This is a genomic window from Streptomyces sp. NPDC046122 (assembly GCF_056429965.1).
The window spans coordinates 13,316-26,986 of the sequence record NZ_JBWKLQ010000009.1 but is presented as its reverse complement, the minus strand read 5'-3'; the positions used below and the strand labels follow the sequence as shown (position 1 = coordinate 26,986).

Annotated in this window: 12 protein-coding genes and 4 pseudogenes; 8 read left to right on the top strand and 8 right to left on the bottom strand. The window is 68.6% G+C overall.

Translation table 11 applies throughout. From position 1 onward, the window contains the following. Positions 1 to 81: 81 nt before the first annotated feature. From AC07FK_RS23145 to AC07FK_RS23135, 3 genes and pseudogenes are all read left to right on the top strand, one after another. Positions 82 to 1,278: pseudogene (locus tag AC07FK_RS23145) on the top strand (glycosyltransferase); the annotation flags it as partial. Positions 1,279 to 1,290: 12 nt separating this feature from the next. Beyond that, positions 1,291 to 2,040: an SAM-dependent methyltransferase gene (locus tag AC07FK_RS23140; protein ID WP_479106976.1), complete on the top strand. Its 750-nt coding sequence runs from the start codon at positions 1,291 to 1,293 to the stop codon at positions 2,038 to 2,040. Positions 2,041 to 2,048: 8 nt separating this feature from the next. After that, positions 2,049 to 2,903 (top strand): alpha/beta fold hydrolase, encoded by an 855-nt coding sequence (locus AC07FK_RS23135; RefSeq protein WP_479106975.1) that lies wholly within the window; start codon positions 2,049 to 2,051, stop codon positions 2,901 to 2,903. Positions 2,904 to 3,328: 425 nt separating this feature from the next. On the opposite strand, the pseudogene AC07FK_RS23130 reads toward AC07FK_RS23135, so the two are convergent. Beyond that, positions 3,329 to 3,700, bottom strand: a pseudogene (locus AC07FK_RS23130) (LysR family transcriptional regulator); the annotation flags it as partial. 271 nt (positions 3,701 to 3,971) lie between these two features. Then, on the bottom strand, positions 3,972 to 4,928 hold the full coding sequence (locus AC07FK_RS23125; RefSeq protein WP_479106820.1) for an SMP-30/gluconolactonase/LRE family protein: 957 nt from the start codon (positions 4,926 to 4,928) through the stop codon (positions 3,972 to 3,974). Between the two features lie 109 nt (positions 4,929 to 5,037). Between AC07FK_RS23125 and AC07FK_RS23120 the strand changes: the two genes are divergently transcribed. Both AC07FK_RS23120 and AC07FK_RS23115 read left to right on the top strand, forming a co-directional pair. After that, the gene (locus AC07FK_RS23120) at positions 5,038 to 5,514 is read left to right on the top strand and encodes an Lrp/AsnC family transcriptional regulator (protein WP_479106819.1); all 477 of its coding nucleotides are present in this window, start codon (positions 5,038 to 5,040) and stop codon (positions 5,512 to 5,514) included. A gap of 72 nt (positions 5,515 to 5,586) precedes the next feature. After that, a complete protein-coding gene (locus tag AC07FK_RS23115; protein ID WP_479106818.1) occupies positions 5,587 to 5,832 on the top strand; it encodes a transposase in 246 nt (81 codons plus the stop codon). Positions 5,833 to 6,462: 630 nt separating this feature from the next. Here the strand turns inward: AC07FK_RS23115 and AC07FK_RS23110 are convergent. Both AC07FK_RS23110 and AC07FK_RS23105 read right to left on the bottom strand, forming a co-directional pair. Beyond that, a pseudogene (locus AC07FK_RS23110) lies at positions 6,463 to 6,730 on the bottom strand (IS5/IS1182 family transposase); the annotation flags it as partial. Between the two features lie 68 nt (positions 6,731 to 6,798). Next, positions 6,799 to 7,716, bottom strand: a pseudogene (locus AC07FK_RS23105) (ADP-ribosylglycohydrolase family protein). Positions 7,717 to 8,045: 329 nt separating this feature from the next. Between AC07FK_RS23105 and AC07FK_RS23100 the strand changes: the two are divergent. Continuing rightward, positions 8,046 to 8,249 carry a cold-shock protein gene (locus AC07FK_RS23100; RefSeq protein ID WP_466337159.1) on the top strand — a complete coding sequence of 68 codons (204 nt, stop codon included), beginning with the start codon at positions 8,046 to 8,048 and terminating at the stop codon, positions 8,247 to 8,249. Between the two features lie 165 nt (positions 8,250 to 8,414). On the opposite strand, the gene AC07FK_RS23095 is transcribed toward AC07FK_RS23100, so the two are convergent. The 4 genes from AC07FK_RS23095 to AC07FK_RS23080 all read right to left on the bottom strand — a co-directional run bounded on the left by AC07FK_RS23095 (position 8,415) and on the right by AC07FK_RS23080 (position 11,744). Continuing rightward, positions 8,415 to 8,822, bottom strand: a complete 408-nt coding sequence (locus AC07FK_RS23095; RefSeq protein WP_479106817.1) for a hypothetical protein — start codon at positions 8,820 to 8,822, stop codon at positions 8,415 to 8,417. Between the two features lie 354 nt (positions 8,823 to 9,176). Further along, complete coding sequence (locus AC07FK_RS23090; RefSeq protein WP_479106816.1) at positions 9,177 to 9,851, bottom strand: GAF and ANTAR domain-containing protein; 675 nt, start codon at positions 9,849 to 9,851, stop codon at positions 9,177 to 9,179. A 487-nt stretch (positions 9,852 to 10,338) separates the two neighbouring features. Continuing rightward, positions 10,339 to 11,277, bottom strand: coding sequence for a DNA alkylation repair protein (locus AC07FK_RS23085; RefSeq protein WP_479106815.1), 939 nt, complete (start codon positions 11,275 to 11,277; stop codon positions 10,339 to 10,341). Between the two features lie 173 nt (positions 11,278 to 11,450). Further along, complete coding sequence (locus AC07FK_RS23080) at positions 11,451 to 11,744, bottom strand: hypothetical protein (protein WP_479106814.1); 294 nt, start codon at positions 11,742 to 11,744, stop codon at positions 11,451 to 11,453. Positions 11,745 to 11,850: 106 nt separating this feature from the next. Between AC07FK_RS23080 and AC07FK_RS23075 the strand changes: the two genes are divergently transcribed. Together AC07FK_RS23075 and AC07FK_RS23070 are read left to right on the top strand one after the other, a co-directional pair. Then, complete coding sequence (locus tag AC07FK_RS23075; protein WP_479106813.1) at positions 11,851 to 12,405, top strand: ABATE domain-containing protein; 555 nt, start codon at positions 11,851 to 11,853, stop codon at positions 12,403 to 12,405. A 506-nt stretch (positions 12,406 to 12,911) separates the two neighbouring features. Continuing rightward, on the top strand, positions 12,912 to 13,643 hold the full coding sequence (locus AC07FK_RS23070; RefSeq protein WP_479106812.1) for a dienelactone hydrolase family protein: 732 nt from the start codon (positions 12,912 to 12,914) through the stop codon (positions 13,641 to 13,643). Positions 13,644 to 13,671: the final 28 nt, after the last annotated feature.

Sequence of the window (13,671 nt, the reverse complement as noted above, 5' to 3'; positions counted from 1 at the left end):
CTGCGGCAGGCTGGGAAGACCCCGCTCCTGCCGCACCATGGCCGGCCGAGGCCGGCACCCACAGAAATGAGACATCACGACATGCGTGTGCTGTTGATGGCGTACGGATCGCGCGGCGACATCGCGCCGCTGGCCGGACTGGCACTGCAGTTGCGGGAATGCGGCGCGGAGGTACGCGTGTGCGCACCGCCGGACGAGGAGTTCGCGGAACTCCTGACCGGTGTCGGTGCGGAGCTTGTGCCCTTCGGGCGTGACGTGCGCGCCCTGCGGACGGGTGCGCCGCCGTCGGACGCGGCCGCGTTCGCGGCCGAGCTGGTCGCCGCGCACTTCGACACGGTCGGCAAGGCGGCCGAGGGCTGTGACGTGCTGGTGGCGAGCGGCCTGATGCCGGCCGGTGCCCGCTCGGTGGCCGAGAATCTGGGCATCCGCTACGTGTATGCGGGCTTCCACCCGTTCGAGATGCCCTCCCCGCACTACCGGCCGTCGTCGCGGCCCGGCCCGCCGGCTCCGCCCGACATGACCGACAACCAGGCCCTGTGGGACCTGGACGCCCAGAAGGTCAACGCCCTGTATCTCCGGCCCCTCAACGCCCACCGCGCGGCGCTGGGCCTCGCGCCGGTGGACAACGTCCGTGACCACGTCTTCACCGAGCGGCCGTGGCTGGCGGTGGACCCGGTCCTGGGCCCGTGGGAGCGGCTCACCAACCTCGACGTCGTGCAGACCGGCGCGTGGATCCTGCCCGACGAGCGCCCCCTGCCCGCTGATCTGGAAGCGTTCCTGGACGTCGGCACGCCACCTGTGTACGTCGGGTTCGGCAGCATGCCCATGAGCACGGCCACCGACATCGCCCGGACCACCGTCGAGGCGGTCCGCGCGCAGGGCCGCCGCGTGCTCGTCTCCCGCGGCTGGGCAGAGCTCGGCCTGGTGGACGACTCGGACGACTGCTTCGCCGTCGGCGACGTCAACCACCAGTTCCTGTTCCGCCGGGTCGCGGCCGTCGTCCACCACGGCGGCGCAGGCACGACGACCACCGCAGCCCGAGCCGGCGCGCCCCAGGTGGTGGTTCCCCAGTTCGTGGACCAGCCGCACTGGGCCGCCCGCGTGGCCGCCCTGGGCATCGGCGCAGCACACGAGGGCCCGACCCCGACCTTCGAGTCTCTGTCGGCCGCACTCAGGACGGCACTGACCCCCGAGACTGCAGCACGGGCGAAATCCGTCGCCGGCACGATCCGCACCGACGGGACGGCGGTGGCCGCGAAACTGCTCCTCGACACGGCACACGCCGCGCCGATGAGCCGCGAACAGATCTCCGGCATCGCCCATGCCGACCACCCGATAAAGTCTCCGCTCGACGACGACTCGGTCAGCCGCCTGCTCGAACGCGGCCTCCCGCGCGGCGACGAGCGAGTGCTCGACCTCGGATGCGGCACGGCGGAATGGCTGCTGCGCGCCCTGGCGGCGCGCCCGCACCTGTACGCCGAGGGTGTCGACGTCTCCGACGTCGCCCTGACGCAGGCTCGCCGGGCGGCGAACGAACTCGGCGTCGACGAGCGCCTGGTCCTCCACCACCAGGCGGCTGCGGATTTCGTCTCTCCACAGCAGTTCGATCTGGTGATCAGCGTCGGCGCCACGCATGCCTTCGGCGGCCTTCTCCCCACCCTCGCGGCGGCTCGCGAGCACCTGGCCCCCGGCGGCCGCGTTCTGATCGGTGAGTCGTTCTGGGACCGCAGCCCCTCACCGGCGGCCGTCGAGATGTTCGGTGATCTCGACGACCTGGCGACCACGGTCGACCGCGTCGTCGCCGACGGATGGACCCCCGTTCACGGCCACGTCAGCACCCGCAGTGAGCTGGACGCCTACGAGTGGGCCTGCTGGGGCTCGCTGGCCTCATGGGCTCTGGACCACCCTGCCGATCCGGCCGCCGCACAGGTGCTGGAGACCGCCACCGACCAGCGTTCGCAGTGGCTGCACGGGTACCGGGACAGTTTCGGCTTCCTCTGCCTGGTCCTGCGTCCGACACCCATGGAGACTGGAAAGTGAGTACACAGATGCAGCCGACGTTCGTACTGGTCCATGGAGCTTTCGCGAACTCCTTCTCCTTCGCGCCTCTCCAGGCGGAACTCGGGCTCCTCGGCTACCGTTCGGTTGCCGTCGACCTGCCCGGCCACGGGTTCCAGGCGACCTTCACCCGCGCCTACCAGTCGCCTCAGGACGCGGAAGGGCTCGCCACTGCGCCCGGCTCGATCAAGGGCGTCACGCTCGCCGACAACACCGCACACCTGATCGGGATCCTCGAACGGGCCAAGCGGAACGGCCCCGTGATCCTCGTCGGCCACAGCCGCGGCGGTGTCACGGTCACCGCAGCGGCCAACGCCCGCCCGGATCTCATCGACCGCATCGTCTACGTCTCGGCCTGGTGCCCGGTCGCCCTCGATGTCAATGACTACTACGCCGAACCGGAGATGGCTGAGGTCGACCCAGCTGCCTTCGCTTCGGCGCTGGCCGGAAACCCTGCCGAGCTCGGTCTGCTCCGCGTCAACTTCCGCACAGCGAACCCGGACTCGCTCGCGGCCTTCAAGGCGGCCTTCTTCGCCGACGGCACCGACGAGCAGTTCCTCACCTTTCTGAACACCTTCCAGCCCGACGAGAACCTGGACGTCGGCGGCTCCGCCGACCGGGCGCAGGCCGCGACCTGGGGGCGCATCCCGAAGACCTACATCCGCCTGGCCGACGACACGAGCATGCCTCTCGCCCTACAGGACCGGCTGATCCGCGAAGGCAACGAGCTGACGCCGGACAACCCGTACGACGTTCGCACGTTGGAGGGCAGCCACCTGAAGTGGCTGGTGGATCCGGCGCCGGCGGCCCGCATCATGGGCGAACTCGCCACGATCGGCGGCTGACGAATCGCTCAATGGCTGCTGTCCACTCCCAAGTTGTGCCCGCAAGTGATCGCAAGGAGTGGACGATCACGGCACACGAAAGGGCGAGCCAGGAGAGTGCCCGCGTACTCCGGATTACAGACGAGGTCTCGAGCCTGGCGATCGGGACGGGGGTGATGTGACCATGTCTGTCGACACCAATTGGCGCCGTTGCCTCTCCCTTGGGCGGGCACAATCCGACCGTGGGGTACACCGGGCGCTGTTCTCGGCGTCACGTACCCGTGGTGCGGACCGTGCACGTCTCGTACGCATCTGTCGGATGATTCTCGGACCGCCTGTACGGCCACGATTCGCACAGCAGACCCGCGAACGCAGCCGCCCCCCCCGTCAGGTCCACACGGGAGAAGACCTTGCGGACGACGTGGGACGCGCCGTGGCGACGCCGACGCCTCGATAGTCGCGTACTCGTGCAGGACCAGCGCCACGCCCGGGTGCGCGCGGCGCCAGCGGGCGAAGACGCCGGGCAGGATGCCCACGGCCACGGAGTGCGCGGTCGCGATGTGCAGCTCCCCGCCCTCCGCCCCGGCGGCTGCCCTGGCGGCCCGACGAGCCTGGAGGGCTCTGCGCACGGCGAGTTCGGCGTGAGGGAGGAAGGCGCGGCCCATCACGGTCAGCCGTACGCCGCGGGGCATGCGTTCCAGCAGCGTGCCACCGACGGACCTTTCCAGTGACTTGATCTGGTGCGAGAGGGCGGGCTGTGTCACATGCAGCAATTCGGCCACCCGGGTGAAGGACGCCTCCATCTGCCGCAGGCTCATCCCATTCCCCTGTAACCCTATAAACGCTGTGCAGCATCCGGCTCAGTGATCAGCCGGCTCCAGGTGATCGGTGCACGCGTTCGGTACCCCACCACGCAGACGGTGATTCAGGCCCAGCGTCTCGACGTGCCACCGCCAACCATGCGGAGCTAATGGACGCACTCGGGTGCTTCGGTTACCGCTGTGGCAGCTCCCAGCGGTAGTTGGGGGACGAGGGGCGGAGCTGGGCGTCGCGACGGCTTCGCCCGCCTCCGTCCGTCGGCCGAGTGCGTCAGCGCGCCGGGCCTAGCCAGGGCCTGGGCCCAGGGCCTGTCGGGTGTGTCCCCGTGACACCCATGACCAGTGAGTAGAGGCTGGTCTCCGCCGCGATGAACAGACGGTTGCGCTTGGCGCCGCCCCAGGAGATGTTGGCCACCGCCTCGGGGACGTTCAACCGTCCGATCAGTGTGCCGTCAGGGTTGTAGCAGTGCACTCCGTCCGTCATCGCGGCGGCCCAGAGCCGGCCGTCGTCATCGAAGCGGAGGTTGTCGAAGCGGGCTGACGCACGTGCTCCGGCGGCCGCGAAGACGCTGCCGTCCGACAGTGTGCCGTCGTCCCGTACGTCGAAGACCCGGATGAACCCCGCCTTGGTGTCGGAGACGTACAACTGCCGTTCGTCAGGCGAGAAAACGAGGCCGTTCGGTGCGCCGAAGCCGTCCGCGACCAGGTCGACCCGGCCGGTGGCCGGGTCGATTCGGTACACATTGTTGGAGCCGATCTCGCTCTCCGCCCGGTACCCCTCGTAGTCGCTGGTGATCCCGAAGTCCGGATCGGAGAACCAGATCGAACCGTCGGACTTCACCGTCGCGTCGTTCGGGCTGTTCAGACGCTTTCCCTGCCAGCGGTCGGCCAGCACGGTGATGGTGCCGTCGTGCTCGGTACGCGTGACCCGGCGGTTTCCCTGCTCGCAGGTGACGAGTCGCCCTTCGAGATCCAGGGTGTTGCCGTTCGTGTGGCCGGCGGAGCGGCGGAAGACGCTGACGGAGCCCGTCTCCTCGTCCCAGCGCAGCATCCGGTCGTTGGGAATGTCGCTCCAGATCAACTGCCGCCAGGCGGGCAGGTAGACCGGCCCTTCGGCCCAGCGGCAGCCGGTGTGCAGGACCTCGAGGCCCTCGTCACCGTTCATGCACCGTCCGGTACGGAACCGGTCGTCGAAGCTCTCGTACAGCACGGGGCGCTCACCGGGCATCGGATGTCCTTCCGTCTAGCAAATGACGAGTATGGGAATCTAGTTCGGCTCAGAGGCGAGATTGCAGGATGAAGTATGGTCATCACAAGGTTATGTCGAACGGAGAGTTGTGGATCACATCGATCGAATCCTGCTGACGCAGCTGCAGCAGGACGCCACTCAGTCCTACGCCGCGCTCGGCCGGGCCGCAGGCCTGTCCGCCGGTGCCGCCCACGAGCGGGTCAGGAAGCTGCGGGAACGGGGCGTCATCCGGCGCACGATGGCCGAGGTGGACCCGGCGGCGGTAGGGTGCGGCGTCCTGGCCTACGTGATGGTCGAGTCGACGTCGTGGATGGGAGACTCGGCGGAAAGCTTCGCCGCACTCTCCGAGATCGTGGAGGCGCACGTCATCGCGGGCAGCGCGTCGGTGCTGGTGAAGGTGAGGACCGCGACCACCGAGCAGCTCCAGGACGTACTGCGCAGGATCTACGCGATCGACGGCGTCAGCGGGACGCAGGCGACGGTCGTCCTGGAAACTTTCTTCGAACGCCCGGTTTCCGCACACCCCGCCGATCCGCAGGACGTCCCGCCGCAGAGCGCCGGCTAGAGCGTGCGTCTTCGATGAGGCGAGCAGTTGATCGAGTGGGTCTGTCCGGTAAGTGATCACTGATGTGATGTGATGTGGGACCGGATCGAGCCGCTGATGCCGGTGCCGACCCGGTCCGTGGACGACGGTGGGCCGACCGCCGCCGCACCCCTTGAAGCCATCGCCTGGAAGTACCGCACCAGCTCCGCCCGGCGAGACCTGACCGACGCTCTCAACCCATTCCAGACCGCTCACGAACGGCTGATCAGCTGGGCCGTCGACGGGACCTGGGAAACGGATCCTGGCCGCCGTCGTGACCTCGGCGGACGCCGGCGATGACACCGACTCGACCGTGTTGGTCGACTCCACCGTCGTCCGCTGCCCACCAGCACGCCGCCGGAGCATCCAAGAAAGGGCGGTCGGACGCGGCGAACCCGCCGAGCACGCCCCGGGGCGGTCCCGCAGCGGTCTGAGAACGGAGGCGCACCTGGCCGACGACGGCAGGGCCGGCTGCCGTCCTTCGCCTTCACTGCAGACCAGGCGGGTGACGCACCGGCTTTCGAGACGGTGATGGCCCGCATCCGTGCGCCCCGAACCGGCCTGGGGGGACTGCTGGAAAGACCGGTGCAGGCATTGAGATCGGTTACACCGCCCCTGGGTACTTTGGAGGTGCGGGAAGAGCCGGCGGCTGGCTCTTAGGGAGAGAAGTGGAAATCGCAGTTGTGGGAACAGGGTTTGAGGGCAGTGGCGCGGCGACGCTGGCTCTTGGCGGCATTGTTCTCGTAGCGGCGTTCCTCCTCGTCTACTGGCGATACAAGCGAGAGAAGAAGTGATCGGACGCTCCGTGACGTGAAGAAGGTGCCCGCCCCCGGCGAGGGGGTGGGCACCTTTCACGTACTTACAGCGGCCTGGCCGGCCCAGCGGAAGGTACACCTTTCTGATCGCACTATGGCGTCTCAGACGGGGCACGGAGTCGCGGCGGGACGCCGCCGCCCCGCGGTGAACGCGGCTGATGCCGTACCCGTCGGTCATCCCCGAGCGTTTGAGACCCTGTTTGCTCCGGTCAACCGACGGACATCGAGCCGCTTCTCCGCCTTCGGGGCCTTGGTGATCGACCCGTCGACGGCGACCTGGTCCAGAACGAGGCGACGATGCGGTCGAACGCCCCCAAGGCGATGTGCCGGAGCCGGGTGAAGACGCCGAACCGGATCCACTCGTCGCGGCGGTTGCGAATCGTGGGCCTCTCGCCGCGGGCGGCACCGGGAGTAGTCCGCCGTACCGGGCGGTTGCCGAGCAGGACCCGGTTCAGCCTCCGAGGCGGTGTGCAAGGTGGAGTAGATCTGTGAGTGGAGCACTCGTCCGTCGAATCCTGGGAGGGGGACATGAAGCGGATCGGTCCAGCGGGCGGGGATCGCGTCCAGCCCGTAGTAGGCCCCAGCGAGTCCTCCGGTCACCGCGGCGACGGTGTCCGTGTCACCGCCGAGGTCGATCGCCGCGCGTATCGCGTCTTCGAAGCCGGTAGTGGTCCGCAGGGCCCAGACGGCGGAGCCCAGGCAGGGCCAGACGGCTCCGTTGAACTCGGTCGCCTGATCGGGATGCCAGCCGGGTGCGAGGACTGTGGCGTAGCGCCCGCGGTGGTCGGGATCGACAAGCGGCAGGATGTCCCGGAGCGCGGCGAGGGGATCGGCGTCCTCGAGCGTGACGCGGATGAGTTCGTGGAAGATCGCGGTGCCTTCCCAGGCTGCGCGGTCGCCGTGGGTGAGGGCAGCGATGCGGCGGGCCGCGTCCATGGTGGCTTCTTGGCCGGCGGCCGCGAAGTGGACCGCGGACGTCGATGCTCGCATCAAGGAGCCGTTTCCCGCCGCTCGTTGGTTGACCTGGAAATGGATCGCGGCGGCGAGGTCCCAGGGCATGCCGTTGGTCAGGACGTCTTCGGTCTGCAAGCCGATGTCCTTGGGTTCTGATGCCGACCACCGCTGGAATCGAGCGAAGATGTCCGGCAGATCCAGTCCTCCCCGCTCCAGCAGCGACTCCGCGACCAGGACAGCCATCTGCGTGTCGTCAGTAGCCTCGCCGGGGTCCCAGCCACCGCCTCCGCACATCTCGCCACCGGCTAAACCGCGCGGAGAACACTCCCGGGGGGCCGAACTCGAAGGGGCCGCCCAGGGCGTCACCCACTGCCGCGCCGATGACCGCGCCGGCGGCCCGCTGAGTACGCATCATCCGCGCAGGTTATCGGCGTCGCATCGGCTACAGCGCGGCGATACTCCTCTTCTGTCCCACCGGCCACCGGCGGCCAACGTGTCCAGTTCGACGACTGTGCGGACATCCGTGGGCATTCACGCCGCAGCTTCAAGTGCCGTCCCGACCTGAGCGGGAACGAGCGTCGTTGCTCTCTGGTGATGTTGGGTTCCCCCGTGTAGCGTTCTGGCAGATGTCGTGGTTCGCAGTGCATGCCCGCGCTCCGGTGCGGGCACTTTGCTGTGCAGTACAGACCAAGGCACCTCTGGAACCGCGTGGTGCGGTCCGGATACGAAACGGAAGGCAGCAGTATGGCCAGCGGAACCGTCAAGTGGTTCAACGCCGAAAAGGGCTTCGGCTTCATCCAGCAGGACGGCGGCGGGCCGGACGTCTTCGCGCACTACTCCAACATCAACGCCTCCGGCTTCCGCGAGCTCCAGGAAGGCCAGGCCGTCACCTTCGACGTGACGCAGGGCCAGAAGGGCCCTCAGGCGGAGAACATCACGCCGGCCTGATCCTGTAGGTGAGATCACCCAGGCCCTCGGAGTGCGCTCCGAGGGCCTGTCGCGTAGCCGGAAGCGGCGCAGGCAGGCCCGTGTCTACAGGCTCAGAGCCTGAAGGTGCGACAGCCGCGCATGCTGCGGTGTGCGGCCCTGCGCAACGTTTGAGGAAGCGCAGGCTCACGGCGCCAGTCCTGTCAGAAAGGCGGCCTTCGCCCAGACCGTAAGACGACTGGGCAGGCCACAGCGCGCTGTATCCCGGGCGAACGGGACGCGCGGCCGCCCCTCCGACGAACAGGTGACGTGGCCAGGCGTGGGCAGGGGCTGCTGTCGCAACACCTTCAGCACCGCCAGGGCGAGCCGTTCCGCCGTGGGGCGGGGGTCCGCGCCGGGGAGGACGAGGTGGCTGATGGTCATCCGTACGGCGATGTCTGCGGCCACATCGACGGATTCCTCGTCTGTTTCGGGAAAGCGCTCCGTGAGCCAGGCTCGCAGCAGGCTCTGGGCCGCGTCGAAGATGGGGTCCGCGCGGGCGGTGAGGTAGGGCAGCAGGCCGTCGGAGCCTTCGCGGGCAGCCACCGCAGCCAATGCCGGCGCCTCGGGGTGTGCTTCTTGGTGTCCGGGCCGGCGGCGCCGACTGTCGCGCGACTGTTCGAGCTGGCAGACACTGGCCCCCCGCTTATGCGACGTGAGCAACCCAGGGGAAGCAGCCGTCCCCGAGCCTCCGGGCGCATAAGCACGGTGGATGCAACGCGTGCGGCGCCCGGTGCGCTGTAACAGGCCGGCCGTGCATCCCCTCCCCGCAAGGTTTCCGTCGCCCGTGCGGGTACTTGCCCGCGGGGCGGGCAAGTGCGATCCCCCGTCGCCTGCCCGCCCCCGCCTCGCCTTTCAAGTCAGCGACACGCCCCTTCGAAGGGAGCACCGGCCACGGCACCGGGCCCATTAGGCCGGGTCGGTGCCTTCGGTGCCTTCGCTGCGGATCCGATGCGCGATGTCGCGCACTTTGACGTTGTGCTGCTGGGAGAGGCGGCGCAGTACATTGAAGGCGTCGTCTTCGCTGAGCTGGTGGCGTTCCATGAGGATGCCCATGGCCTCGCCGATGGCGTGCCGGGTCTCCATGGCGTGCTCGAGCTGGTCGATGGTGCGGGCGCTGTCCAGGGCGACGGCGGCGTGCGAGGCCAGCAGCCATCCCGCGGTCTCGATGTCCTTGCTGAAGGCTCCGCGCCGGCGTGAGTACAGGTTGAGGGCGCCAAAGTCGTCGTTGTCGGTGTAGAGCAGCACGCCGGTCATGCTGCCGATGCCGAGCTTGCGGGCCGCTGCGGCGTAGCGCTCCCAGGTCGGCTGCGGCTCGGACAGGTCCGCGATCCGGTACACGCGCCCTCCGCCCTTACGCCTGGCGAGATCGAAGCACGGCCCCTCACGCAGCTCACCCTGTATGCGGTCGGACTCGCGGACCATGTCCCCGCAGGCCGCCAAAGTGACCGCCCGGCCCTTGCGCACGGCGAGGATCCCGGCCGCATCACAGCCCTCGACCAGTTTCACGGCCGACGCGGCGATCTCATCCAGCGTCGCCTGGACCGAGTCCTTCGCCAGCAGATCCCGTGCCAGCACAGCCATCTGCTCGGCGTATTCCCGCCACTCCACCGCCACCACCCAACTTGATCATCAGTTGGGCCACAGTACCGGTTGGCCGCGATGCGCACGCGGCGGTGAACGCTGGCGTGTGCGCGGGGTTGGGCAAGCGGACGTCGAGCTCGTCGTCGTATGGGATTCCCCTACAAGCCACGGGCACGTCCAGGATCACCACGGCCTGGACGATGTCGCCCGACCGGCGTTACGGCCACCGCCGGCCGCATGCAGGTTCGCACGTCGGCCGGGCGGCGATGGGCGACGTCGGGCGATTCGGTCGCCGGTGTCCCACCAGTCCTATTGCTCTCCCGCTTCCCGCCCGCCAGGTAAATGGCTGTTCGTGGGGGGCTGCCCTGGACCGATTCCAACGGACGGCTGCACGGTTGCAGGGTCTCGTTTCTGGTGGCTGAAGCCCCATCGGGGTGGCGGCGCGCTGGCGGACACGCCTCCGAAGCGGGATGCGAGATGGTGGCCCTCAGGTGTGCAGCGTGAAGGAGGCTTCCCCGTGGGATCGGCCGTTGACCTGGAGCTGCACCAGATGGACACCCGGGTGGTAGCGCCGTGTGCTGATCGGTTTGAAGGAGTGTCTGCGTGTGGCGCGCCACGTCTCGCCGGGAGCGAGGGACCGCGTGGTGAGTTTGAAGACCTTGGGGGTGCGGCTCCCATTGGCTTTCATGTGGAGGACGACGTAGTCGACGACGAGGTGGGTGGTCTGGTCGTGCGTGTTGGTGACCGCGTAGTCGAACAGCAGATGGTCGCCGACCCGGATCTCTGAGGCGTGGACGTGCGGGCCCTCGACGGTGACGGGACTGTCCGGGGAGTGGCCGAGCAGCGTGAGCGCCCCGGCGTGACCGGATTTGATCAAGGTCCGCAGGCCGTGCCGTACCAACCGGGTCGTCGTCGGCGCCGGGTCACTCAGCCAGCGCGCCGCGACACCAGTGGCGATGTCGGGGTGGTCGCGGCTGATGTCGTTGAGGTGGTTGGCCACTGATCTGCGGACGTACTGGGAGTCGTCCCTGTACAGCGCGTCGAGCAGGGGCAGTGCGGGGGTCGGATCCGCGATCAGACGCGGAAGCCGGGGCGCCCAGGGCAGTCGTGGCCGCGTACCCTCACTGACCAGCCGGCGAACGTGCGGGTCGGGATGCGCGGTCCACGGCGTCATGACCCGGAGCGCGCGTTCCAGGTCGGCCCTGAGGAAGGGGCGGACGGCGGTCTCCGCGGTCAGGCGCGGGGTGAGTTCCGCGAGCAGGGCGAGTGCCGGTTCGTAGACGTCCCGGCCTCGTACGGCGACGGCCTCGGTGACGGGGAAGATCATCCATCCGGTGAAATCACTGTCCCGCAGTGCGGCGCGCAACACGTGAGCGAAGGCCGGGTAGCCCGCCGGAAGGTCAGCCAGGACGGCATCTCTGATCACGACGACACGCTCGGTGAAGCTCAGCCCGTCCAGGGAGGCGCCGCAACCCCGAATCTCATGCGTCGCGATCCCGCCACCGGCTCGCGCAAGACATCGGGCGAGGCCGGCGACGGTGTCCGCGCTGAGTAGTTCGTCTGCCGAGGGCACAGCGTCATTCTCCTTGGTCGCGAGGGCTATGCGGTGTGCAGTACCTGCGCGTGCCGCATCTCGTGCACGGTGCCGATTCGGCTGAAGAAGCCCTGTGCCCGGGGGTCGGTCGGCATTTCCTTGGCCGCGCGTTCGGCGACGTCGGCGGACGACCAGATGATGAAGTCCAGGACGGTGCCGTCGTCGAACTGGGCGAGGTGGGCGCCCTGAAAGCCGTCGCCGTAGTGCTCCTTGAGCAGTTCGACGAGCTGCTCGCGGTGGGCCGTGAGGCCGGCGGGGTCGTCGGTGTCGAACCGGACGTACTCGATGGTTGCACTCATGGGCACTACCCTTCGTCGATCAACGCGACTCACGGATTTGGCTGGTCAAAGCCGTGAGGGAAAGCTATCACGGGTTCGCTGAGCCGAACCCGGTAGATTGAGGGACATGACCACCCGGGATCTGCAGGAAATGCCGTGGATCGGCGAGGACTCCGTCCTCGACCTGGCCAACACCGTCGTCGTCGGAGCAGGCCCGGGGCGCGGCGACATCGACTTCCTCGCCGATCGGGAACTCACCAGGCAATGGCGCGCCCGCGCCGCCGACCGCAGATTGGCCGCCCTTTCTCTGGAGGAACTGGAGCGGCTGCGTACGTTGGTGCGCGACGCGCTGGACGCGACAGCCCGACAGCGGCCGCTCACCGACAGCCTGCGAAGCCGCCTGAACGAACTCGCTTCGTCCGCCCCCGTCGTCTTCCGAATGACCAGCGACGGCCTGCTCGCACAGCAGGAGCAGGGGGGCGGCGCCGACGCCGTCGTCGCCCGCGAGACCCTCGTTATGGCCGCAGGTCCAGACCGTCAGCGGGTGCGACGCTGCCACGCCCCCAGTTGCGGCATGTTCTTCCTGGCCAGGCGCCGCGACCAGGCATGGTGTTCCCTCGGCTGCGGCAACCGAGCGAGGTCCACCCGGCGCCAGCCACGAGAAACGGGAACCCCCAGCTGATGGGACAAGGGAACCCCCAAGCAGGTTGTGTTGCCGCATCAGCCTCGGATTCCCTCGCGACTACGACCCGCTGAAGGGTTCTCCGCAGCTTGCTCCATGGCGGCCGACCGTGGAACCGCCCCGCAGCCCACGGACACCGAACTGAGCACGCTGGCCACGGTGCAGGCCACGCCCAGCCTCACCTCCGGTGCCCGATGGCTCCGCCTTGCCCACTGCCACCTGCGGCACCCCCCGTACCCAGCCGGGCCCCTTCTGTGATTGCTCCAGGCTGTGCGTTTGCTGACAACCCGCAGCCACAGTCGGCATCTTGTGCCAGGTCAGGCAACTTTCACCTTGGCGACGGCCTTGCTCAGAGGTTGATGAGCCTGCCGTGGTACGTTCTGCGTCGCTGTGCGTGCTGCGAACCGAGGAGGTGAGACCCATTAACGCTGTGACAGGTCGGGGCTCCCTCTCTCGCATGGCCTAGGGAGTGCCCGCAGAAGGCATCCCGAAAGGCTTGAATCGCTATGCGCTTCAGCTCTGAGACGTCGGCCGACGGCGTCTGCGAACAGCTCTTTACCCTCGGTGAGATTCCCGGGGTGCTCTGGACGCCGGCAGGTGCCGCCGGTACTCGGCCCCTCATCCTGATGGGACACGGCGGCGGCCAGCACAAGAAGGCTCCCGGCATCGTGACTCGTGCGCGCCGCTTCGTGGTCGAGTGCGGGTTCGCGGTGGCGGCGGTGGACGTGCCTGGTCATGGTGACCGACCTGTGGATGTGGAGTACAACCGGATCGCGACCGAGAATCAGGCTCGCGTGGCTGCCGGGGAGGAGCTGGCTCCGCTGGTCGCCGGTTTCCAGGCACTCGTGGCGCGCCAGACCGTTCCGGAATGGCAGGCGGTTCTGGACGGGGTCCAGGGTCTCGACCACGTCGGTGCTGGTCCGGTGGGCTATTGGGGAGTGTCGTTGGGGTGCGGACTCGGTGTTCCGTTCGTTGCCGATGAACCCCGCGTCCGGGCTGCGGTGTTGGGGTTGGGCGGGGCGTTGGGATCAGCGGAGGCCGCTGCGCGGATCACGGTCCCGGTGGAGTTCCTGGTGCAATGGGACGACGAGCGGGTGCCGCGGGCCCACAGCCTGGCGCTGTTCGACGCTTTGGCTTCAGCCGAGAAGACCCTGCACGCCAACCCCGGCAAGCATGGGGAGATCCCGGCACTCGAACTGGACAGCACGCTGAGGTTCTTTGCCCGGCACCTCGGCTGACAGCCACGCCTGCAGTCCGCGACGCGCC